Raw genomic sequence first — 24056 nt, 5'->3', positions numbered from 1 at the left:
ATTTTTTTTGTTGCATTATCGTTAAAATTATATTTTTAGCACCCTTAAAAACAAAAATTAACTGTGGAAACTAAATCTATTGATCTCTTAAGAGAGCTTAATGGACAAATTGAATTTTTAGAATCTGAGTTTGATAACATTCTTCAAAAATCCGAAGAAATTATCAAAGTCATTCTCAAAACTCTAGAGCAGCTCAAAAAAATGGTCATTAAGCATAAATTTAAATCTAAGCATGAAGAAATTTTATTTTTTAAATCCATAAAACCGCAATTCACTTCCAAGCTATATTATCACATGGCTATTTACAGAATTGCTTCCCAAGCCCCACTAGGAGGTGCATCAATCCTCAAAAAATATTATGAGGCTGAACAGGCTAACATAAAAGATTTCTTTGATAAGAATTTAGATTTTTATCAATACTACCGTACGAATAGCACTTTCCTAGATGAAAAATATTTTTTGAGAGGAAATGTAGATTTTAAAATCAACCTCAACAATTATAATTTTGAGTTAGACTCAAAATTCTCCACTACACATGATTACAAAGTCGCTTTAATCATGGCAAACGACCTTTTGTCTATTTACATTGATAAAAAGATTCTAGAACTTGAAAAAGCATTAAACTGCTATCTTTCAACCCAAACCTCCAAACTCCAATGGACGGCTCCAAAAGTCGCCCTTATTGAACTCATCTACGCCCTCCAAACCGAAGGCGTTTTCAACAACGGAACCGCTAATGTTAAAGACATTGCAGACCAATTCCAAGAAACCTTCAATGTAGATTTAGGACAATACAGGCGTATGTTCCTAGACATCAGAACCCGAAAAGACGACAGAGCCAAATTTATTAATACCCTCAAAGATAAACTTCTGTTAAGAATGGAGGAAACAGACGAAAATTTCTAAAAAATCATTCACAACGCAGTCTCCGTTGTGAATAAATCTTACCAAAACAGCACAATTTCGCCGTAAACAATTCCGGGGATGAATAATCATTGCCGGAATTCTAAACCAACTTAACCTTAACCTTAACCTAAACTTTTTAATTATGGCACTAGAAATTGTTACCAAAGAAGACCTTCAAGAGTTCAAAAATGATCTATTACAAGAACTCAAAAACTTACTCCTCCCAAAGTCAAACAGCCAAAAACAATGGCTCCGAAGCGCAGATGTAAAAGCACTCCTCAAAATTTCCTCAGGAACTCTCCAAAACATGAGGATTAATGGCACTCTCCGTTACTCTAAAGTAGGAGGTACACTATACTACAACTATGAGGATATTGAAAAGCTTCTCCAGTCCAAAAATTAATCATCCATCACCCAACATCCAACTCCCAACATAAAAATGAACTACATCCGCCACCTTACAGGATTTTACGAAAAAATCCACGAAGACTCACGCCTTAACCCCACACACATCAGCTTATACCTTGCTTTATTTCAGTTCTGGAACCTCAACCACTTCCAGAACCCAATAAGCATTTCACGACATGAAATGATGAAGCTCAGTAAAATTGCAGCTTACGGTACTTACCACAAGTGCATCAAAGACCTTCAAGATTTTGGATATATCGAATATTTACCTTCATTCAATCCCTACAAAGGAAGCATGGTAAATCTATTCAATTTTGAAGATACAGAAATACAAAATTTGAACAGCTACCATGCTAAAAATCAAACAAGCTCTGAACAAGCATTGAACCAGCACCATATCAAAATCGGAACAGGTATTGAACAAGCATTGGAGCCTTCTATAAACTATATAAACAATATAAACAATAAACATAGTATTACCACACCCGAGACCAGTTCAAATTTTAAACAAGCTTTTTTACCTGCAATTCCTTTCCAAGAAATTGTCCCAAAATCACTATCTCAAAAAATTAAAGAAAAAGAAAAGTTGCGCGAAAAGAAAAGCGCAAAGCTTTCGCCGACTCATATCGAAAAAAATAATCATTATGGAGGCAAAAAGAAACTTTCGCCAATATCAGCTCCCAAAATCCCACCCACCTTTGCTGAGGTAAAACTTTTTTTTGAAGAAAAAGACACACCGCTTTCAGAAGCCGAAAGATTTTTTGACCACTACGAATCCAACGGCTGGCTCGTGGGTGGAAAATCCAAAATGAAAAATTGGGAAGCAGCTGCACGCAATTGGCTCAAAAACTCCAAAAAATTTAATGATAATTTAAATCACCGAAGCTTCGGCGGAGCCGAAGGCAAACGCAATAATCTCCAAGCCACCACCAATAAAAGCTACAAAGAACCCCTCTAACCTCAACCTCAACCACTGCCTCAACCTTAACCTTAACCTTAACCTCAACCTCACTCTATGAACTTTCCTACACCACCCATAGAAACCCGTTATGATTATTACAAAATCATTCCAGAATTCAAAAAATTCGCTTCCCAGTTTATCGGTAAAAACTACCTCATTCCAGACGAAGAAAAACCCATAGTCTTCGCCACCATTGCATGGATGCTCCAAGACGATTTAGTGGCCAAAGAAATGGACTTCGACCTCCAAAAAGGAATTCTCCTTTCTGGTCCTATCGGTTGCGGAAAAACCACCTTATTCAAGCTCATGCAAAAATTCATAGGCAACAAAAACAAATTCGGTATAGTCTCCACACGCCAAATCGTTTCAGAATTCATGCAGTCGGGCTATCAAATCCTAGAGAACTACTCCAAAGGAAACTTCACCCACGATGCTCGAAAAGCCAAAGTCTATTGCTTTGACGATTTAGGCATTGAAACCTCATCGAAGTATTACGGAAACGACTGCAATGTAATGGCAGAAATCCTCCTCACACGCTATGACCTGTTCAAAGAAAAAGGACTTATCACACACCTCACCACCAATCTTTCTGCAGCAGAAATAGAATCCATCTACGGAAACAGGCTCCGCTCCCGAATGAGAGAAATGTTCAATCTTTTCGGCTACGACCTAAACTCTACCGACAAAAGAAAGTGATTTTCATTAATTTTAATTCGTTTTATGGTACATTGTTAGTTATTTTATAGCTTTCCGTTTTTTATTGTGGTTTGGTTTTGTATTTTTGTGAATAGACATAAATTTCTATGGCAACTAATAAACATGCTCAAATTCGATATAATACATTAGACAAGTGTTTTAGAAATCCTGGTAAAAGATTTGCCATTGAAGATTTAGTAGATGCATGTAATGATGCTATTTACGAGTTCACAGGTAAACAAGAAGGAATTAAAAAAAGACAATTGTATGATGATATCCGATTCATGGAAAGTGAACAGGGGTGGTCAATTGAATTAGAAAAAACAAAAGAAGGTAGAAAAGTGTATTACCGCTATGAAGATCCAAACTTTTCTATATCAAATAAACCTTTAAATGAAACTGAAGCTTTTCAATTAAAAGAAGCTTTACTTACCTTGAGTAGATTCAAAGGAATGCCACAATATGATTGGATTGATGAGTTAGGGACACGATTAGATGCCGAATTCAAACTAAATAAAAACTCAGATAAGGTGATGAGTTTTGAAGAGAACGAATACTTAGAAGGCAAATCCTTTATCTCTGAGTTATACAACGCTATCATTTACAAAAAAGTAGTTGCAATTGAATACAAAACGTTTAAAAATGAAAATAGTGTAACTTACGAATTAAGTCCTTATCATTTGAAACAATTCAACAAGCGTTGGTTTTTATTTGGTAAGTCTCCCAATTTCGAAACACTAACAAACTTGGCTTTAGACAGAATTATTTCTATTAAGGAAACCAATAAAACCTATGAAAAAAGTGACATAGATTTTAATGAATATTTCGATGATATTGTAGGGGTATCCATTCCAGAAGCAAAAGTGGAAACCATAAAAATTAAAATTGCAGAAACTTTAGTTCCCTATATCAAAACAAAACCACTACATCCATCACAAGCCTATAAGTTTGAAGACAATATACATCGTGTTATAATAAAAGTAATCCCTAATTATGAATTAGAATCATTATTGCTTTCCTATGGTGAAAGTTTACAGGTTTTAGAACCTGCTTCTTTTGTGGAAAAGATGAAAAGTAGAATTGAAAAGATGAAAAATAATTATTAATGCAGATTCAGTGCACTAATTAAAAATACATTTGCAGAGTAATTAGAAAAGAGTTTTTTTTATGGTAAATATAGTTTATTCAAATCCAGTTGATGTGTTATCTTTTAAAGTTATAGGTATTCTAAATTCATTTAGATATAACTCAAAATTCAACAATACAAGTGACTCTGTTCAGATTACATTATTATTGATATCATTATATAAAGATGGTGTAATAAATGAAGGTTCTTTTACAGATGATTTTGACTTAAATAAATTAAAATCGCTCATTGTTAATTCAGTTTTAAATTCCCAGACTAAGGAAGCATATATTCAAATTGTTGATACGCTTAACAATTCATTGACTAATCTTTTTAATCAACCATTTGATATATTTTTATTTCAATTTTTTCAATTAGATAGAAAGATGCTAGTTGATTATTTTCCAAGTTTTTTTGAAGATATTTTGTATAAAATTTCTAAATCTCAGGGCAGATATGCTGGTGAATTTATTCAACCTGTTGAGTTAACACGTTTAATGTCTAGTTTAGCTGATTTAAAAAAAGATGCCAAAGTTTTTAATCCTTTTGCAGGCTTGGCTTCATTTGGTGTGTGTCTTGACAAAGAAATAGCTTATTTAGGTCAAGAAATCTCTGAGGAATCTTGGGCATTAGGAACACTTCGTCTATTAGCGCATAATAAACTTCGTCTTTCAAATTATGTATGTGTTGATTCTACAAAGAATTGGCCTTCATCAAATGAAAAATTTGATCTAGTTATTGCTCATCCACCGTTTAATATGAAATTTGACAGAAACTATCATAATGTAAATTCAGTTGAACAGTTTTTAATTGAAAGGGGACTGGAATCTCTCGATTCTAAGGGTAATTTAATATCTATACTACCACTGGGTTTCTTGTCTAGAGAAGGATATGAAAAGCAATTAAGAAGAGAATTGATTCAACAAGATGTATTAGATACTATTATATCATTGCCAGGAGGATTATTATCAAATACAGGAATTCCCCTTGTGATTCTGATGCTTAACAAAAATAAGAAAAAATCAGGATTGGTTCGCTTTGTTGATGCCAGTGAATTTGTTGAAGAAAAAGATGGTCAAGGAAAGATTCTAAATGATAATAAACTCAGTGAGCTAATACATAATACTAGAATTGATTCAGAGTTTATTAGGTTTGTGAGTAATGAACAAATCATTTCGAATGAATATAGCCTAAGCGTACCAAGATATTTTCTTAATGAAATCATTTTTGAAGAAAACGAAAGATTAGTAAAGCTAGGTGATATTCTAGAGTTAGTTAGAGGCCAAAGAGGAAACTTACCAGAATCAGGCAAATTAATTCGCATCCGTGATTTAAAAGACGATAAAGTGGATTTTACACTTGATATTTCAAATGTGGAAGAGACAGAACTGAGGAGATCTGACATTCATATTGTCTCAGAATCATGCTTACTGCTTGCTATGCGTTGGCGTTCTTTAAAGCCAACTTTTTTTGAGTTCAAAGATGAGCCTATTTTTAGAAGTCAGGATATTTTTTCATTTAAAGTTAATGAAGAAATTGTTGATAAAGCTTATTTAATCAATGAGCTTCAGTCGGAATATGTTAATCATCAATTAGATTCCTACCGTTTAGGAGCTACTATACCTTTTATTCGACAGAAAGATTTACTTGAGGTAGTAATTAAATTACCTTCATTAGAAGAGCAGCGTGCTAAAGTTCAGGTTATTAATGAGTTATCTGATAAGATTAAAAGCTTGCAAGAAGAACGTAATGCCTTGGTTCATGGTAAGACGATAAAGCAGTTCAATGAATTTGCATCATTAAAGCATACTTTGGGAAGACCTAGACAAAATATTTTGGATTGGTCTGACAACTTGTTGGATTTTTTAACCAAGAAAAAGAACGATTTTGAAGAATTGAACAAAGTATTTTCCGATTTCTATGATATTGATATTTTATCAGCCCTTAAGGAAATCAAGCGTGATGTAAACTTCATTACAGATGTGCTTGAAAAGGGTGAAAACGGACTTGTATTGTCCGAGTACGAAAAACAAATTATTTCGCTGTCAGATATTAATAGTACCGTCAACGAACTGTCTAATAACGGCTTTCACTTCACAATAAAGAAGTTTTTATTAAAAGGTGAAAAACTCAAAGAAAGAGGCATTTATGCTAACAAAACGCTTTTCAAAACATTGCTGGATAACATTCTCACAAATGCCAATAAGTATGCATTTGATAAAAAAGCTATAGGCAACGAAGTAATTATTGAACTGACCGAAGTTGATGATTCTTTAGTAATGGAAATCAGAAATAACGGCAAACCTTTTCCGAAGAATTTTGACAGGGAGAAGTTTATAACCAAATACTCGACAGCCGATTCTAACAATGGCAGTGGTTTAGGTGGTTATGATATACACAGAATTGCTAGTGATTTTAACAACCCGGATTGGATACTTTCACTGAATGAAGACCCATTCTTTTTGGTGAAGTTCAAATTCCAATTTCCAATAAAATTGATTAATTAATTATGGAGGACATATTTTATAATATATTGTGGATAGACGATGAGCATGAAACACTAACTGGAACTAAAGGCCGTGCAAAAAGAAATGGCATAAACCTGATTCCATTCAAGTCTTTGAATAGTGGCATGGATGAATTAGAAAGGAATTATCCTTTTTATGATGGCGTGCTATTAGACGCTAAATTTTTTGAAAATGAAGATGATGTCCAAGGAACGGAAGACACCTACAATGTGCATAGAGCCAAAGAAAGATTACTTCAAATTAAAAAGAAGTTTGAAGTATTTGTACTGACAGGGCAAGCCGAAGCTTATGAAGACAAAACCTTCAAAAAGGCCTTTACCAATGTTTACAAAAAAGGTAGTGACGAGGAAATTGACAGACTGTTTTCAGATATAAGGACTGCTGCTGCAAAACAGGAAGATACTCAAATTCGTCACAATTACAAAAGAGTGTTTGACGTATGTACAGAAAAGTACATTGGCGAGTTTGCAGGTCAAGATATTTTGAACCTACTCAAAGTCAATGATGATACAAACATTGACAATTATTTCAACGCTATTCGAAAAGTAGTCGAAGACCTTTTTATAGCATTCAATAAATTCAATTTACTGCCTTCTGAATTTGTTACACCAAGTGTCGCTTTAAATCAAACGAGTATTTTCCTTGCTGGTCAAGACCAATATGAGAATACCGACGCTGTATACAAACAACACAAGCATCTTCAAGAAACACATCTTCCGAAACAGATTGCTTCATACTTACGCAGTATTTTATCTATAACACAAGCTGGCTCACATAGGTCAGAAATTGATAATTATGTTAAGACCATAAGAACTACTTATCTTTTGAAAAGTATTTCTTTTCAACTATTAGATGTCTTGATATGGTTTAAAATGTATGTAGATTCAAATCCTAAAAAAGAGAATTGGGTAAAAGTGGAAACAGAAACTGAGGAGGCTAAACATAACGAAGTCTACATTTGTGGTAAGGTCATCAATATTAATCCCCATAAAGGCTTCGCTTTTTTTAAACCAGATGAGGGGGGAGATAATATTTTCATACCACCACATTTAGTTACCAATCATTCTCTTATTGAAGAATTACCTGTGCAAGTTGAAATAGAAGAATATACTCCCAATGGCACTAATCTTTTGAAAAATAGGGTAAAATGTATTAAAATCTAATTGATTAATTCTAATATAATACTTTTAATTACAATATAAAGGTTTAAATTTGACTTTATATTTATTTCGATAAATAAAATTTATGGCTAAGAAAAAACAAACGGTTGAAGAACCTTTAGAGAAAACCTTATGGAAAGCAGCGGATAAGTTGCGTAAAAATATTAATGCTGCGGAGTATAAAGATGTGGTTCTTGGATTGATTTTCTTAAAATATATATCAATTGCATTTGAGAAATTACATGCTGATTTAACCGCACAGATTGATCAAGGAGCTGATCCGGAAGACAGAGAAGAATACACGGCAGAAAACGTATTCTTTGTGCCACCTTCAGCGCGTTGGTCGTTTTTACAATCTAGTGCAAAGCAAACAACTATTGGTAAAATTGTAGATGACGGAATGGATGCTATTGAAGCGGAAAACCCACAATTAAAAGGTATTTTACCAAAAGTATATGCCAAACAAAATTTGGATCCTACAAGCTTAGGCGATTTAATAGATTTGATTGGGAATATTGACTTTGGCGATACGCAGGAGCGTTCTGCCGATGTGTTAGGACATGTTTTCGAATATTTCTTAGGTCAGTTTGCTTTGGCTGAAGGTCAAAAAGGTGGACAGTTCTACACGCCACGTTCGGTAGTAGAGTTATTGGTAGAAATGCTAGAACCTTATAAAGGCCGTGTTTTCGATCCGTGTTGTGGTTCGGGTGGTATGTTTGTGCAGTCGGAAAAGTTTGTGGAAGACCATCAGGGAAGAATTGATGATATCTCGATTTACGGACAAGAATCCAACCAAACCACTTGGCGTTTGGCGAAGATGAATTTAGCCATTCGTGGGATTGATTCTACGGGCGTAAAATGGAACTCAGAAGGTTCGTTTTTGAACGATGCACATAAAGATTTAAAAGCCGATTATATCATTGCCAATCCTCCGTTTAATGTGAGTGATTGGTCGGGCGATTTATTGCGTAACGATGCGCGTTGGCAGTTTGGTACACCTCCCGTAGGGAATGCCAACTTTGGTTGGTTGCAACATTTCATCCATCACTTAGCACCAACAGGGCAAGCAGGTGTGGTATTGGCAAAAGGAGCCTTAACCTCTAAAACTTCAGGTGAAGGCGAGATCCGTAAAAAATTAATCGAAGAAGGTTTGATTGACTGTATTGTGAACTTACCAGCCAAGTTGTTCCTGAATACTCAAATTCCTGCGGCCTTATGGTTTATGCGCCGTAAGAAAGTACCGAATGCCAAATTCCGTAATACCGAAAACGAAATCTTGTTTATTGATGCGCGTAATTTAGGGCATCTCATCAACCGTAGAAACCGTGAGCTGAGTAAAGAGGATATCGACTTAATTGCTTCTACTTATCATAATTGGCGTAATGTCGATGGGCAATACGAAGATGTAGCTGGTTTCTGTGCTTCGGTGCCGGTGTCTAAAGTTGCAGAGTTGGATTATGTCTTAACACCTGGGCGTTATGTAGGTTTACCGGATGAAGAAGACGATTTCAACTTTGTAGAGCGTTTTACTTCCCTGAAAGCAACTTTGGAAGAACAATTAGCCAAAGAAGCGGAATTGAATGCAATGATTGCTGAAAATTTGTTAAAAATTGAATTGACGAATGATGGAGAATAAGTGGAAAGAAGTTCAATTAGGGGATATTAGTGATATTATTTCAACAAAGACACCTATCGAAAATGCAACATTAGAAAATTATATTTCAACAGAAAATATGATCAATGATTTTGGTGGAGTTCAAAATGCTGAGAAATTGCCTACAACAAATACAGTAAATGCTTTTGTAGAGAATGATATATTATTTTCAAACATCAGAACTTATTTCAAAAAAGTATGGCACGCTAAATTTGACGGTACTGTTTCTCAGGATGTTTTAACTTTTAGAGCTAAAGAAAATATTATTTCAAAATTTCTTTACTATATTTTATGTAATCCTGAATTTACAGAATATACAGTTCTGACATCTAAAGGAGCGAAAATGCCAAGAGGCGATAAAGATGCTATTAGAAATTTTGAAATCCAACTTCCCCCACTTCCCGAGCAAAAAGCCATTGCATCGGTATTGTCGAGTTTGGATGATAAAATCGACTTATTACACCAACAAAACCAAACCTTAGAGGCATTGGCGGAAACATTATTCCGTCAGTGGTTTATAGTGGATGCGAAAGAGGATTGGAAGGAAGTTTCATTAGGTTCAATAATAGATTTAGTTGTAGATAATAGAGGTAAAACACCACCAACTGTAGATTATAAAACAGCATATCCATTAATAGAGGTGAATGCAATTAATACATCTGATTGCTTAGTTAATTATAATGTTATCAGAAAGTATGTTGTTGAGGAAACATATAATTCTTGGTTTAGAAAACATTTAAAAGTAAATGATGTAATTGTTTCTACAGTAGGTACAATTGGCGTCTTTTCAATTTTTACATCAAATATTGGGTGTATCGCTCAAAATTTAATTGGTTTACGTTCTGATAATATTTCTCCATATTTCATTTATCTTTTCTTAAAAATCAACAAAGAAGATATTTTAAACCTTGATATTGGCGGAGTACAACCAAGTATTAAAGTACCACATTTAATGGATTTAAAGTTTAAAAAACCTAATATTGAGGTGATTCATCAGTTTCATGAACTTGTTAAAGAGTATTTTAATAAGATTGGAGCTAATCAACAGCAAATCCAAACCCTAACCCAACTTCGCGATACCTTATTGCCTAAGTTAATGAGTGGCGAGATGCGGGTGAAGTTATAAAAATATAAAGGAGTTGTTAGCCAATTCAGCTCCTTAATGCTATTAACCAAAGCTAAGAAATCCATTAAACAAATCATGACAGAAACAATTGAAAGTATTAAACTAAAAGTTAAAAAATATCTTGAATTAGAAAATGTTAGTTTCTTATTCGGTGCCGGTTCAAGTTTTCATTTAGGAGCTCCTGTAATTAGAACAATTCCCCAATCATTAAAAGATCAATGTTCAACTGAAATAACTCGTTATTTTGGAGAAGATGCAGAGCCTTCTTTTGAAGATTTAATCAATTGTTTACAAGCAGATAGATATCTTGGAGAGAAAAAAGGTACATGTGTTTGTGATATAAATAAATCAATTACTAAAATGCAACAGTGGTTGTTTCAACAATGTGATACGAATAAAACAACCATTAATGAATATTATACATCTGATTCAAAGCTTCAGAAAAACAGATATCATTATCATGAGGTATTAGTCAAGAAACTGTTACAAAGACCTGTTCATCTAAGAAGAGCAAACCTCTTTACAACTAATTATGATATGGCATTTGATTATGCTTTAGATAATTTAGGAGTGCACTATATAAATGGTTTTATGGGAGTACATAACAGATTCTTTAGACCAGAAGTATATGACTACGATTTGTATTACCCTGGGCAAAGTGCAATAGGTAAAGTACATAGAGCAGAAAAGGTCTTAAGATATTATAAAATGCATGGTTCATTATCTTGGGTTTCTACACCACCTAATGTATCCAATACTTACGGAATTAAAGAGATTCCATTAAATGATAATTTTACTATTGATGAAAATAATGAAATTATGATTTATCCATGTGTAAGTAAAAAATCTTTCACGCTTGATTTACCATACTCGGAATTATTCAGACAATTTTCTCAAGCTATTAATCAGCCACAATCAGTGTTGATTTGTGTAGGATATTCTTTTTATGATGAGCATATAAATGATATTATTAAGCAAGCATTATCTATTCCTTCTTTTACTTTAATTATAGCCAACTTTGCTCCAACAGCTGATCCTAAATCAGAAATAGAAAAATTAAAGGCTTTGGGGGATAGAAGAATTATTATTTTAGATCAGACAGTTGCAGATCAATCAACCTTTGTAGGTTTTGTAGATAAAATTATGCCTGATTTATATGAAGAGGATGAAATAGTTTATGTGGCGGAAACAATGGAAAAAATTTATCCTACCAAAAAGAATGATCAAGATGTTCAAGAAAATGATATTATTACGCAAGATGAAATAGTAGAATCAGATTCGAATACTAAACAAGATTCAGATGCTCCCGATGATTTACCTTTTTAATTTGTAAAACAGCCTTTTATGAGTAGTAACAATAGAATTATAGGTAGAGTTCTTTCAGTAGATAATTTTAGAGTTTTTATTAAAATTGAGGAAGACCTTAGAGGAACATATAAAAGTGGAGTTTTGGATGTTTATGAAATAGCTCGTATTAATTCCTATTTGATTATACCGGTAGGTGCAGATCGAGTGGTTGCATTAATTACCCGTGTAACAATGAAAGAAGAGGTTGAATTTGGTAAGAATTCAACTTCAATATCTTTACCAACATCCGCTCGATATATTTCGGCTACGATGTTGGGTACAATTTCAAAAAATGGGAATAGCGAGAAATTTATTCAAGGCGTATATAACTTTCCAACATTAGATAATCCAGTTTGGTACGTTACTGAAAAAGATTTACAGCATATTTTTGATGATAAGATCGACAAGGATAAAATAGAATTTGAAAAAGATTTTTATCTTCCTGTTGGAACATCACCAGCATTTTCTGATTATCAGGTAAAGATTTCACCAGATCAATTTTTTGTTAAGCATGCTGCAATTCTAGGTAATACAGGTTCAGGTAAATCTTGTACATTGACTTCAATCCTTAGAAATCTTTTCAAATATGATTACAATGGTGGTTCGTTAAAAAATGCACATATTGTAATTTTCGATACCAATGGAGAATATAAAGATGCCTTTTTACCTAATGATGAAATTCTTGAAAAGATGACACCTGAGACTAAGGAAGAATTGAAATTAATTAATGCAAACTATTATGGTGGTGAAGATAATGTTCAGGTTCCTTATTGGTTAATGAATTGGTCAGATTTTAGAGCTTTATTAAATCCAAGTGATGCTACTCAAGCTCCGTTATTAAATAGTGCAATTGGTTTAGCAAAAAATAGTGAAGAAAGTATTGCTAGATTGGTTCTTCCTTTAAATTTAACAGCTGATTTGGAGAGTATAAGAACATTTTCAAATGAAGATATAAAGAAAAGAACAGGATATCAAGATTTTGGTAGATGGAAGTGGTTGGTAAATAATGAAATCTTAAATATTGCAGAAGCTATAAGACCTTTTGATAATGAACTGGCTGACTTAGTATCAAATTTAGGAGCAGAAATAAATTTTAATAATGCTGCATTACAAACGCCAATCATAGGAAATATTCAAGATCGTTTAAATGTATTGATGGAAGAAGCTACAGAAACACAAATTACAAGCTCTCAAAATATAGATTTACCAATATATTTTAGTTATCAAGAATTGTGTACTAAATTTTTAGATGCAGCTATAAAAAATGAAGGTTCTGGAAACGCGAGGCTTAATGAATTTATCTCTACTTTACGTTTAAGAATGAACAGTTTTTTAAACGATAAAAGAATGGCAATTCCTTTGATGTTAAAGAATACAGAAGAAATAAATAAAAATGTCTTACCACAATTTCTAGCTTTTCTTTTAGGAGATTATAATAATGTTTTTTCACAAGAAACAGAAGAACATTTTATTAAGAAATATAATGATACTTCTACAGTCTATGATAAAACGAGAGCCCATCAAGTAAATATTATAGATGTTTCTCAACTTCCATTTGAAGTATTGGAAACGGTTACAGCATTATTAGGAAGAATTATATTGGAGTTTGTTTCATATTTTGTTCCTGCGGACAGAGGAAAATATCCCATTGTCATAGTTTTAGAGGAAGCTCAAAATTATATTGCTGAGAATAAATATTCAGTAGCTAAAACTGTGTTTGAAAGAATAGCAAGAGAAGGGAGAAAATATGGAATTTCATTAATTGTGAGTAGTCAAAGACCATCTGAATTATCAAAAACAGTTTTATCGCAATGTAATTCATTCATTATTCATCGTCTACAAAATCCAGAAGATCAAAAATATATTCGTGGTTTAGTTTCTAGTGCTAATGCCGATATTTTAGACCAGTTACCAGTTATTCCACAGCAACATGCAATTATCACAGGTGATTGTGTACGTGCACCTATACAAGTTAGAATTGATGATGTTTATCCAACTCCTAACAGTCATAACCCTAGATATATTGAAAATTGGTTAGGTGATGAAATAATACCATACGAACAAACAGTTAGCCGTTGGTTAGGAGAAAATGACAGTGAAGGAGAATCAGAAAAATAATATTGTACCATGACCGAAAACGAAATCGAACAACTCGCTATAACATTATTAAAACACCAGGGATATAATTATATCAATGGCGTTCATTTAGCTCCTGATGCAGGAAATCTGGAAAGAACATCATTTGAAGAAGTGGTGCTAAAACAACGATTGGAAAATGCGGTTCGCCGTATAAATCCTAATATTCCTGTAGATGCACAACAAGATGCTGTAAAGCAAATTTTGCGTATTGCTTCGCCTGATGTGTTATCCAATAACGAAACCTTTCATCGTTTATTGACAGAAGGTATTCCGGTGACCAAACGGGTGAATGGACAGGAACGAGGGGATCGTGTGTTTTTAATTGATTTCGAAAATCCGTTACACAACGAATTTTTAGTAGTCAATCAATTCACAATCATAGAAAACGGAGTCAATAAAAGACCAGACATTATTCTGTTTGTCAATGGCTTACCATTGGTTGTGATTGAATTAAAGAACGCTACGGATGATAAAACCACCATTCAGTCTGCCTTCCGCCAAATAGAAACCTACAAAACAATGATCTCATCATTGTTTACTTTCAATGCTTTTTCGGTTATTTCTGATGGTTTGGAAGCAAAAGCAGGAACCATTTCGGCAGGTTTGAGCCGTTTTATGGCTTGGAAAACTACAGATGGTATCAACGAAGCTTCTAAACAAATCAGCCAATTAGAAACATTGATTAAAGGAATGTTGCAACCAAGCGTATTGTTGGATTTGGTCAGACATTTTGTGGTTTTCGAAAAATTTAAAAAAGAAGACGCTGATGGAATTGTTACTGTACAAACGGTAAAGAAATTAGCAGCCTATCATCAATATTATGCCGTAAATCGTGCGGTAGAATCTACAAAAAGAGCTTCTGGATTTATCTCAAAGCAAACTTCAGATTATCTAGTAAAAGAATCCCCAGAAAGCTACGGTTTACCAGGCGTGAAAAACCAACCTGAAGGTGACCGAAAAGGGGGTGTGGTTTGGCATACACAAGGTTCGGGTAAATCTTTGTCTATGGTGTTCTATACAGGGAAAATTGTATTGGCATTAGATAATCCAACGGTTTTAGTAATAACCGACCGTAATGATTTAGACGATCAATTATTTGACACATTTGCGGCTTCGAAACAATTATTGCGTCAAGATCCTGTTCAAGCGATGGATCGTAAGCAATTGAAAGACTTATTGAAGGTAAATTCTGGAGGGGTAATTTTCACGACGATACAAAAATTTCAACCGGAAGAAGGAAACGTTTTTGAAACTTTATCTACCAGAGAAAATATTATTGTAATTGCCGATGAAGCCCACCGTACACAGTATGGTTTTAGTGCGAAAACGGTTGATGATAAGGATGAGAACGGAAATGTAATTGGTAAAAAAATCGTGTACGGTTTTGCCAAATATATGCGTGATGCCTTACCCAATGCTACCTATTTAGGTTTTACAGGAACACCAATTGAAAGTACGGATGTCAATACGCCAGCAGTTTTCGGTAATTATGTAGATATCTATGATATTGCTCAAGCAGTTGAGGATGGAGCAACAGTTCGTATTTTCTATGAAAGTAGATTAGCAAAAGTAAAACTAACAGAAGAAGGAAAAGAGCTAGTAGATGAGTTAGATGATGAATTGGATCAGGAAGATTTAACAGCCACTCAAAAGGCAAAAAGTAAATGGACTCAGTTAGAAGCCCTGATTGGCGGGAAACAACGTGTTCAAAATATAGCTGCTGATATCGTCAATCATTTTACGCAACGTCAGGAAGTGTTTCAAGGGAAAGGAATGATCGTGTCAATGAGTCGTCGTATTGCGGCGGATTTGTACAATGCGATAATTGCTATAAAACCTGAATGGCATTCGGACGATTTGAAGAAAGGAAAGATAAAAGTGATTATGACTTCTGCATCTTCTGATGGTCCTGAATTGGCAAAATTCCATACAACAAAAGATCAACGTAGAATGTTAGCCGAACGTATGAAAGATCCGAATGATGAATTAGAATTGGTTATTGTTCGTGATATGTGGCTAACAGGTTTCGATGCTCCAAGTATGCATACGTTGTATATCGATAAACCGATGAAAGGGCATAACTTGATGCAGGCGATTGCTCGTGTAAATCGGGTGTATAAGGATAAGCCAGGTGGTTTAATCGTTGATTATTTGGGTATAGCCTCCGATTTAAAGAAAGCCTTAGCTTTTTATTCGGATGCGGGAGGAAAAGGAGATCCGGCGGTAGCACAAGAACAGGCAGTTACTCTAATGTTAGAAAAAATTGAAGTGATTTCTGCAATGTATCACGGTTTCAATTATGAAGATTATTTTGATGCCGACACATCAAAAAAACTGTCGATGATATTAGCTGCCGAAGATCATATTTTAGGATTAGAAAATGGCAAGAAAAGATATATTGATGAAGTAACTGCTTTATCAAAAGCATTTGCTATTGCGATACCACACGATCAAGCGATGGATGCTAAAGATGAAATCTCATTTTTCCAAGCCGTTAAAGCAAGGTTAGCAAAGTTTGATAGTACGGGTTCAGGTAAAACAGATGAAGAAATTGAAACCACCATTCGTCAAGTAATTGATCAGGCTTTGGTATCCGATCAAGTGATTGATGTATTCGATGCAGCAGGTATTAAGAAACCAGATATTTCCATTTTATCGGATGATTTCTTGATGGAATTAAAGGATATGCAACACAAGAATGTGGCATTAGAGGTTTTGAAGAAGTTGTTGAATGATGAAATAAAATCACGATCAAAAACCAATTTAGTACAGAGTAAGAAATTGCTGGAAATGCTCGAGCAATCAATTAATCGCTACCACAATAAAATTCTAACAGCTGCAGAGGTGATTGATGAGCTTATAAAGCTGAGTAAGAATATTGTCGAAATGGATGATGAACCAAAAAAACTTGGTTTAACATCTTATGAATATGCTTTTTATACCGCAGTTTCTAATAATGATAGTGCTATAGAATTACTTCAGCAAGAAAAGTTACGTGAACTTGCGGTTGAATTAACCAATACCATCCAACAAAATGCAACCATCGATTGGAATATAAAAGAAAGCGTGCGGGCAAAGCTGAAAGTTGCTGTAAAACGATTATTGCGTAAATATGGTTATCCACCAGATATGCAATCGTTGGCTACGGAAACAGTGTTAAAACAAGCAGAAATGTTAGCGAAAGAGTTGAGTAAATAATCTAAGAATAGCATTAGCAGATTTCATTTTTTCGTAGACAAACTTACACAATGAGCCGAATATAAAACCTAATCGGCTCATGACTTTTATTTGACAATTAGAAAACTTCCCTAATTTTTCTTTTAGTACAGAGAAATTACTTCCTAACATACAAAACTTTGCTTTACAATTGGGCGAAGCCAACGTAATGCTGAGTAGCTTTTCACAGGAAAATAAACAGGAAGTTTTTACTGAAATTATGTTGTCTGAAGCCCCACTCTCCTTAGCCTCCAGACTTCGGAGCTTATAAATAGTCAAATCCCATCAAAACCTCACCCTTAGCAATCAAATCATCCACTCATTCAAGTATGATTTTACCTCCAAAGGCTTATTTACCCAATACTCTCTAAAATAATTCCAAAATTCCTTCCATAAAAGAAAAGTTCTTAAAAACGAATATAACAATTTTCCTCAATTCGGTGACTCAACTTTCCGTAACCATTATCTCACTCAGCTTCACAAAAACCGTCTCTAGTCCAAGTCTTCCTAGAGCCCAACATCCTGAGCGGAGTCGATGGATTTGTTTGCTTCATTTCGCTAATTTATATCGCATAGTGCAAAATCAATCTTAAAAACACATCACCAAATTCACAACGCACCCTCCGTTGTGATTTCAAAGCTGAGGTAACAATAAACAATTTTCCTCCCTTTACAATTAAGAAAAATTTCACCCTTTAGGGTCGGGGCAAAAATTTTTCTTTCCAATTTTCCACCCACGGTGACTGAGCGTCGTCGAAGTCAGGGTCGGGGCAAAAATTTTCCCCAAACAATTTTCCTCCCTTTAGGGAGGGGAAAAGAAAATTGTTTCACACCCAGCATCCAGCACCCATCAACCAAAACTTTTCCACACCCCCTCATTCATTTTGCTTTATTTTATACCTTTGAAAAATGAAATCCAAGATAGAACTTTTCAAACTCGAGAATGAAGAAAAACTAATCATTCCAGTCCTTCCAGCCAAGGTAAAAGCTGGTGGTTATGGCAGTTTTGAAAGTCCTGCATTAGACTTCCCCGAAGACACCATAGACCTATTAAAGCTCTTAATCAAAGACAAAGAAACCACTTTCTTTGCAAGAGTAACAGGTGACTCACTGAATGGGATTGGAGTATTTGATGGCGACATCCTCATCGTCCAAAAAGGACTATTCCCGAGAGAAAATGATATAGTAGTTGTCTTTTACCTAGGAGAATTTTATGTAAAAAGGTACAAACCAAAATACAAAGAAAACTCCCTAAGATTAGAGAAAATAAAACTAAAATCCGAGAATCCCAATTACTCAGATATAGACATCAACGAAGACACAGACTTCGAGCTTTGGGGCGTGGCAACTTGGAACCTACACAAACTAAGAAAATAATGTACGGCTTAATCGATGGCAATAACTTCTATGCAAGTTGCGAAAGGGTTTTCCGCCCAGACTTGCGAAACAAACCCGTTGTGGTACTCTCCAACAACGATGGGTGCGCCATTGCACGCTCTAACGAAGCCAAAGCCTTGGGAATTAAGATGGGGCAACCATACTTCCAAATCCAACACCTAGAAAAAGAAGCAGGGCTTACCGTTTTTTCCGCCAATTTTATTTTATATGGTGATATCAGCAACCGAATTACCAATATTTGCCGTAGATTCTGCAAAGACATTGAAGTTTACAGCATTGATGAATCTTTTTTAGATTTCCACGGTTACGAGCATTACGATTTACAGAAACACTGCGAAGAATTAAGGGAAACCGTTCTACGAGGTCTTGATGTTCCTTGCAGTATCGGTATTGCACCATCAAAAACTTTGGCGAAAGTGGCCAATAAAATTGCAAAAAAATTTCCCGAGAAAACCAATGGCGTTTATATAATTGATACACCTTCCAAAATTGAAAAAGCTTTAAAATGGTTCCCCCTAGAAGATATTTGGGGCATCGGGAGAAGATACTACGAAAGATTTTCGGCAAGAGGCATCAAAACCGCTTGGGACTTTACCCAACTGCCAGAAGCTTTCGTCCAAAAAGAAATGGGAATCCTCGGACTAAGAATGCACCGCGAATTACGTGGAATACCTCAATACGACCTAACCATTCCAAAACCCAAAAAAGGAATCGCCACCACCAGAACATTCGACAAAAGAACAGACGATTTAGAAACCTTGAAAGAAAGAGTTTCTACCTTCGCCTATAAATGCTCCGAGAAACTAAGAGCTCAAAAATCATGCTGCAGATACGTGACCGTTTTCATTATGACCGACCGTTTCAAACTGGACTTAAAACAATACAGCAACTCCATCACCATCACCTTAACCAATCCTTCCAATTCCGCTATTGAAATTTCCAAAGCAGCACTGCAAGGACTGGAAAAAATCTACCTGCCATTTTTCCAATACAAAAAAGCAGGGGTGATGGTCACAGAATTCGTTCCCGAAACCGAGAGAATGACCTCATTATTTGATGAAGACCTTCACGCCAAACACCGCCCAATCATGCAGGTAATAGACGTGATGAACAAAAGACTAGGAGCAGACAAAATCAAGCTCGGCTCCATGGACGTCCAAAGAACCTGGAAGATGAACCAAAAGAACCTCTCTCCACGCTACACCACAGACCTCCACCAAATCATCAAAGTCAAAGCAAAATAACACACTATCAGTTCCCCTCTTTTAGAGGGGTGTCTATTTCATAAACTCAATGATTTTCATCAATTTCCATCAAAATTCTGACTTCCCATATTTTTTATTCATAAAATTTGTTTATTTTTGATAAAAACAAATAAGCATAACTCAATATTACCCCAATCAAATACTTACAATTGTTTACAAACGAATATTTTGTTCTATATCAATAAATTAGTATCTAATTGCGTATATTTATGAGTTGTAGGCAATTATACAGAACGACCCGTCAATGAAGAAAATATCGACATTTATACTTTTAATTTTACTGATACAAACCACGTATTCTCAGAATTTTGGAGATTTTCCCAAAATTGCAAAGGAGAAACTTCATAGAGATTTAGATTTATTGTATCAAGGCTTGGACAAGTTTCATTCTGGAATGTACTGGTACACCCCAAAAGACAGCGTTGATTTTGCTTTCCAAACTGCGAAAAACAAAATCACAAACGACCTTAATGTTTATGAATTTCACAAAATAATCGCACCATTAGTAGCATTATCAAGAGAAGACCACACAGACATTTTTTTACCAAAAGAAGTTAAAGAACAGACCAATAAAAATGAAAATATTCGATTTTTACCTTTAACTGTGGTTTTCTTGGGCGAGAAGTTATATTGTGTCAAAAATGCTTCAAATAATTCTGCAAAAATTGAAAATCTTGAAATTGAAAAAATCAATGGAGAAACACCCAAAGAAATTGTCACAAAAATTGGAATTTTATTTGCATCAGATGGGTACATAAAATCTGTAAAATACAGTGATTTGGGTGGCTTTAATTTTTCTAAAAACTATTTTTACTACTATGGAATAATTGAGAAATATGAAGTGAAATTCAAAGAAATTACAGAGCCTATCACAATTAATTCATTGTCAATTAGTCAAATTAATGAAAACCTAAAAAAGAACAACAATATTGACAAAGAAAAAACTGAAAATGAACCTTTGCAATTCAAAATTATAAATGCAAAAACAGCTTATTTGGATATTCAAACATTCTCAAACGACATAATTAAAAGAGAAAGCAAATATAAAACATTAAAAAAGTTCTTGAAACAAAGTTTTTCCGAAATAAAAGAACATAATATTAAAAATGTGATTATTGACGTTAGTAAAAATGGCGGTGGAACTGAAGGAAATGAAGGTTTGTTATATTCTTATTTTGGCGATAATTACCAAAAATACTCTAAAGTAAGAGTCAAAACTCAAAAAGCAATCCTTAATAATGGAATTGACAAACCGATAAAACTTAAAGTATTCGGATTTTTAGAACGAATTTTTGTAAACAAAAAAATGAAAGATGGAAGTCTTGAAAGAAAAAATAATTTAGGTCTCGGACTTATGGCATACAAAAAAGCACCAAAAGACACCTTTAAAGGTAATGTGTATGTTCTCATTAGTCCAATAACATATTCTGGCGGTAGCGAATTTTCAAATATGATGTATTCGCAAGGATTAGCAACATTTATTGGACAAGAAACAGGCGGAGGTTATTATGGAAATACGAGTGGATATAGTCAAGATTTAACTTTGCCAAATTCCAAAATAACCATTGAAATCCCAGCATTACAATTTGTGATGAATGTTGAACCAAAATTACCATTTGGAAGTGGAGTAAAACCCAATTACGAAGTAATCCCAACAATAAATCAATATATTAATAATGAAAATATTTACTTAGAATATGCATTAAAATTAATAAGCGAAAAACAATAACTGCCTACAACAGCCGTTTTGCAAAAGCGGGGGTTTCGTGCTTCTATGACAGTGTATTGCTAAATTCAAGCTTTGTGCATCTAATGAAGTTTAGTGCTAAAAATCCCCGCCTTCGCAAAGCGGCAAAACGTTAGCCGTAATTCTAAAAAAACTAATCACCAAATAAATTTTTATGGATAAATTAAAAATCGATTTAGAAAATTGTTTCGGAATAGGTAAATTGAAATTTGAATTTGATTTTACTTCTAATAATTCTAATACATTCCTAATTTATGCTCCTAACGGAACGATGAAAACTTCTTTTTCAAGAACGTTTGATTTAGTATCAAAAAATGACATAAAAAATGTTCCTTCAGATAGAATATACAACAGATCTTCTAAATATGACATTGTAGTTGATGGTAATGTTATTAATCCTGAAAACATTCTTGTCGTTAATGCAGAAGATAATAACTATGATGCATCTAATAAAATTACTAATTTCATAGCTAGTAAAGAACTAAAAGAAAAATACGATAAAATTTATGAAGATTTAAATCTTCATAAATCAGATTTCATTAAGAAATTGAAATCTATTTCTCAGAGTTCAGATTGTGAAGGAGAAATTATAGATTGTTTCACCGAAAATAGAAATGATAAAAATTTCTTCGAAATTTTAGAAGCAAATATTAACAGTCTAACTGATAAATACGATATACATAAATTCAGATACAATGATATCTTTGATAAAAAGAACAATGTCAAAAAATTTTTAGAAAAGAACTCTAAAATATTAGATCAGTACGTATCTGATTATAAGAATCTCTTAACCAAATCAAGTTTCTTTAAGCTAAAAGGTGATAATTCATTTGGTACATATCAAGCTAATGAAATTTTAAAATCTATTGACGATAACACTTTCTTTGAAGCAGGACACAAATTTATTTTAGACGACGGAACTGAAATTAAAAACTCTCAAAAATTAAAAGATATAGTTACTCAAGAAATTGAAAAAATTATTAATGACGAAAAATTAAAAAAATCGTTCGACCAAGTTGATAAAGCTATTGGAGCTAATACTGAATTAAGAGTTTTTAAAAAAGTAATAGAAAAAGATAATCTAATTTTGTTATCACTTAAAGATTACGAAGGCTTTAGAAAAAAAGTATGGATTGATTCTTTATCTCAATTAAAAACTGAAGCGGAAGAATTAAACATATTTTATTCTAAACTGAAGTCTGAACTACAAAAGATTATTTCAGAAGCAAAAAAAGAATTTATGCTTTGGAAAGATATTATAGAAACATTCAATTCTAGGTTCTATGTACCATTTAAAGTTATATTAACTAATCAGGAAGATATAGTTCTTAAACAAGACACAGCTAATTTAGAATTTGAATATTTGGAAAAAAATGAAACTCCTATCAGACAAAAAAAGGAAAATTTATTAAGTATTCTAAGTAAAGGTGAACAAAGAGCATACTTTATTCTACAATTTTTATTCGAAATAGAATCTAAAAAATCAAATCCTGATAAATGCATAATTATATTTGATGATATTGCTGATTCTTTCGACTACAAAAATAAATTTGCAATTATTGAATACATTAAAGATTTAAGTTTATCAAACAAATTTAGAATGATAATTCTAACACATAATTTTGATTTTTATAGAACTATAGCCTCTAGATTAAATTTAGGTAAAGATGTAGTATTTATGGCCACTAAAAACGACAATAAAGAGATTTCACTCCACAATGGTCAATATCGCAAAGACGTATTTGTTCATTTCCTTAAAAATTATAGTGATAAAAAGATTTTTATAAGCTTAATTGCATTTGTAAGAAATATTATTGAATATATAGAATCCAAAAGATGTACAGAGTATGATTTATTAACAAGTTGTCTTCACATAAAAAGTAATACTAGTACATTAACTGCTAATAACATCTTTAATATTTATATTTCTAAACTACCAAAATTATCAGGCAAAACAATTTCATTTGGCGCCGAAAATGTTTTAGATTTAATTAAAACCACAGCTGATAGTATTACTAACGAACCTTCTGTAGATGAAATTAAACTTGAAAATAAAATTTGTTTAGCTATCGCGACAAGATTAAAAGCTGAAGAATACTTAATTAGGGAGTTACCTCGTTATGATTTAACTCAAATTTCTTCATATCAAATGAATAATTTGTTTCAAGAATTCAAAAGAGTTAATCCTAACCATATTAATATTAAAATTTTAGATAAAGTAAATTTGATGACGCCTGAAAATATACATATTAATGCATTTATGTATGAACCATTAATTGATATGTCAGTGTTTCACTTAATTGATTTGTACAAACAAGTTTCAACACTTTGATAAACAAGAACTACCGCTAAATATCTTAACAGTTGCAAAACTCCAAA

General features: G+C 33.5%; 16 protein-coding genes. All 16 read left to right on the top strand.

The window, feature by feature from the left end:
- The first annotated feature begins 63 nt into the window (after positions 1-63).
- The 16 genes from N7277_RS01680 (at position 64) to N7277_RS01605 (ending at position 24009) form a co-directional block, all read left to right on the top strand.
- On the top strand, positions 64-906 hold the full coding sequence (locus N7277_RS01680; RefSeq protein WP_274780048.1) for an RteC domain-containing protein: 843 nt from the start codon (positions 64-66) through the stop codon (positions 904-906).
- Positions 907-1048: 142 nt separating this feature from the next.
- Positions 1049-1309, top strand: a complete 261-nt coding sequence (locus N7277_RS01675; protein WP_274780047.1) for a helix-turn-helix domain-containing protein — start codon at positions 1049-1051, stop codon at positions 1307-1309.
- A 36-nt stretch (positions 1310-1345) separates the two neighbouring features.
- A complete protein-coding gene (locus N7277_RS01670) occupies positions 1346-2272 on the top strand; it encodes a transcriptional regulator (RefSeq protein ID WP_274780046.1) in 927 nt (308 codons plus the stop codon).
- Between the two features lie 57 nt (positions 2273-2329).
- The gene (locus N7277_RS01665; protein ID WP_274780045.1) at positions 2330-2971 is read left to right on the top strand and encodes an AAA family ATPase; all 642 of its coding nucleotides are present in this window, start codon (positions 2330-2332) and stop codon (positions 2969-2971) included.
- Positions 2972-3078: 107 nt separating this feature from the next.
- Positions 3079-4077 carry a helix-turn-helix transcriptional regulator gene (locus N7277_RS01660; RefSeq protein WP_274780044.1) on the top strand — a complete coding sequence of 333 codons (999 nt, stop codon included), beginning with the start codon at positions 3079-3081 and terminating at the stop codon, positions 4075-4077.
- 61 nt (positions 4078-4138) lie between these two features.
- Entirely contained in the window at positions 4139-6604 is a 2466-nt protein-coding gene (locus N7277_RS01655) for an N-6 DNA methylase (RefSeq protein WP_274780043.1), read from the top strand.
- Between the two features lie 2 nt (positions 6605-6606).
- A complete protein-coding gene (locus tag N7277_RS01650; RefSeq protein ID WP_274780042.1) occupies positions 6607-7788 on the top strand; it encodes a hypothetical protein in 1182 nt (393 codons plus the stop codon).
- Between the two features lie 82 nt (positions 7789-7870).
- Positions 7871-9421, top strand: coding sequence for a type I restriction-modification system subunit M (locus N7277_RS01645; RefSeq protein ID WP_274780041.1), 1551 nt, complete (start codon positions 7871-7873; stop codon positions 9419-9421).
- Entirely contained in the window at positions 9408-10565 is a 1158-nt protein-coding gene (locus tag N7277_RS01640) for a restriction endonuclease subunit S (RefSeq protein ID WP_274780040.1), read from the top strand. The genes N7277_RS01645 and N7277_RS01640 overlap by 14 nt, the downstream gene beginning before the upstream one ends.
- Positions 10566-10640: 75 nt before the next feature.
- Positions 10641-11891 (top strand): SIR2 family protein, encoded by a 1251-nt coding sequence (locus N7277_RS01635; RefSeq protein WP_274780039.1) that lies wholly within the window; start codon positions 10641-10643, stop codon positions 11889-11891.
- 18 nt (positions 11892-11909) lie between these two features.
- Positions 11910-14030, top strand: a complete 2121-nt coding sequence (locus N7277_RS01630) for an ATP-binding protein (protein ID WP_274780038.1) — start codon at positions 11910-11912, stop codon at positions 14028-14030.
- A 9-nt stretch (positions 14031-14039) separates the two neighbouring features.
- A complete protein-coding gene (locus N7277_RS01625; protein WP_274780037.1) occupies positions 14040-17249 on the top strand; it encodes a type I restriction endonuclease subunit R in 3210 nt (1069 codons plus the stop codon).
- A 927-nt stretch (positions 17250-18176) separates the two neighbouring features.
- The gene (locus N7277_RS01620) at positions 18177-18644 is read left to right on the top strand and encodes a LexA family protein (RefSeq protein ID WP_274780036.1); all 468 of its coding nucleotides are present in this window, start codon (positions 18177-18179) and stop codon (positions 18642-18644) included.
- Complete coding sequence (locus N7277_RS01615) at positions 18644-19909, top strand: Y-family DNA polymerase (RefSeq protein WP_274780783.1); 1266 nt, start codon at positions 18644-18646, stop codon at positions 19907-19909. Before N7277_RS01620 ends, N7277_RS01615 begins: the two co-directional genes overlap by 1 nt.
- 634 nt (positions 19910-20543) lie before the next feature.
- On the top strand, positions 20544-21659 hold the full coding sequence (locus N7277_RS01610) for a S41 family peptidase (protein WP_274780035.1): 1116 nt from the start codon (positions 20544-20546) through the stop codon (positions 21657-21659).
- Between the two features lie 172 nt (positions 21660-21831).
- The gene (locus tag N7277_RS01605) at positions 21832-24009 is read left to right on the top strand and encodes a hypothetical protein (protein ID WP_274780034.1); all 2178 of its coding nucleotides are present in this window, start codon (positions 21832-21834) and stop codon (positions 24007-24009) included.
- Positions 24010-24056: the final 47 nt, after the last annotated feature.

Source organism: Cloacibacterium sp. TD35 (assembly GCF_028864635.1).
Classification (GTDB): domain Bacteria; phylum Bacteroidota; class Bacteroidia; order Flavobacteriales; family Weeksellaceae; genus Cloacibacterium.
Note: the sequence above shows the minus strand (reverse complement) of the source record. Positions and strands in the feature narration are given on the sequence as shown.

Bases quoted from the DNA above. Each gene is read 5' to 3' on its own strand.
- N7277_RS01625 (WP_274780037.1), top strand. From the start codon at position 14,040: ATGACCGAAAACGAAATCGAACAACTCGCTATAACATTATTAAAACAC.
- N7277_RS01635 (WP_274780039.1), top strand. From the start codon at position 10,641: ATGACAGAAACAATTGAAAGTATTAAACTAAAAGTTAAAAAATATCTT.
- N7277_RS01665 (WP_274780045.1), top strand. From the start codon at position 2,330: ATGAACTTTCCTACACCACCCATAGAAACCCGTTATGATTATTACAAA.
- N7277_RS01640 (WP_274780040.1), top strand. From the start codon at position 9,408: ATGATGGAGAATAAGTGGAAAGAAGTTCAATTAGGGGATATTAGTGAT.
- N7277_RS01620 (WP_274780036.1), top strand. From the start codon at position 18,177: ATGAAATCCAAGATAGAACTTTTCAAACTCGAGAATGAAGAAAAACTA.
- N7277_RS01670 (WP_274780046.1), top strand. From the start codon at position 1,346: ATGAACTACATCCGCCACCTTACAGGATTTTACGAAAAAATCCACGAA.
- N7277_RS01655 (WP_274780043.1), top strand. From the start codon at position 4,139: ATGGTAAATATAGTTTATTCAAATCCAGTTGATGTGTTATCTTTTAAA.
- N7277_RS01630 (WP_274780038.1), top strand. From the start codon at position 11,910: ATGAGTAGTAACAATAGAATTATAGGTAGAGTTCTTTCAGTAGATAAT.
- N7277_RS01645 (WP_274780041.1), top strand. From the start codon at position 7,871: ATGGCTAAGAAAAAACAAACGGTTGAAGAACCTTTAGAGAAAACCTTA.
- N7277_RS01605 (WP_274780034.1), top strand. From the start codon at position 21,832: ATGGATAAATTAAAAATCGATTTAGAAAATTGTTTCGGAATAGGTAAA.
- N7277_RS01615 (WP_274780783.1), top strand. From the start codon at position 18,644: ATGTACGGCTTAATCGATGGCAATAACTTCTATGCAAGTTGCGAAAGG.
- N7277_RS01650 (WP_274780042.1), top strand. From the start codon at position 6,607: ATGGAGGACATATTTTATAATATATTGTGGATAGACGATGAGCATGAA.
- N7277_RS01675 (WP_274780047.1), top strand. From the start codon at position 1,049: ATGGCACTAGAAATTGTTACCAAAGAAGACCTTCAAGAGTTCAAAAAT.
- N7277_RS01660 (WP_274780044.1), top strand. From the start codon at position 3,079: ATGGCAACTAATAAACATGCTCAAATTCGATATAATACATTAGACAAG.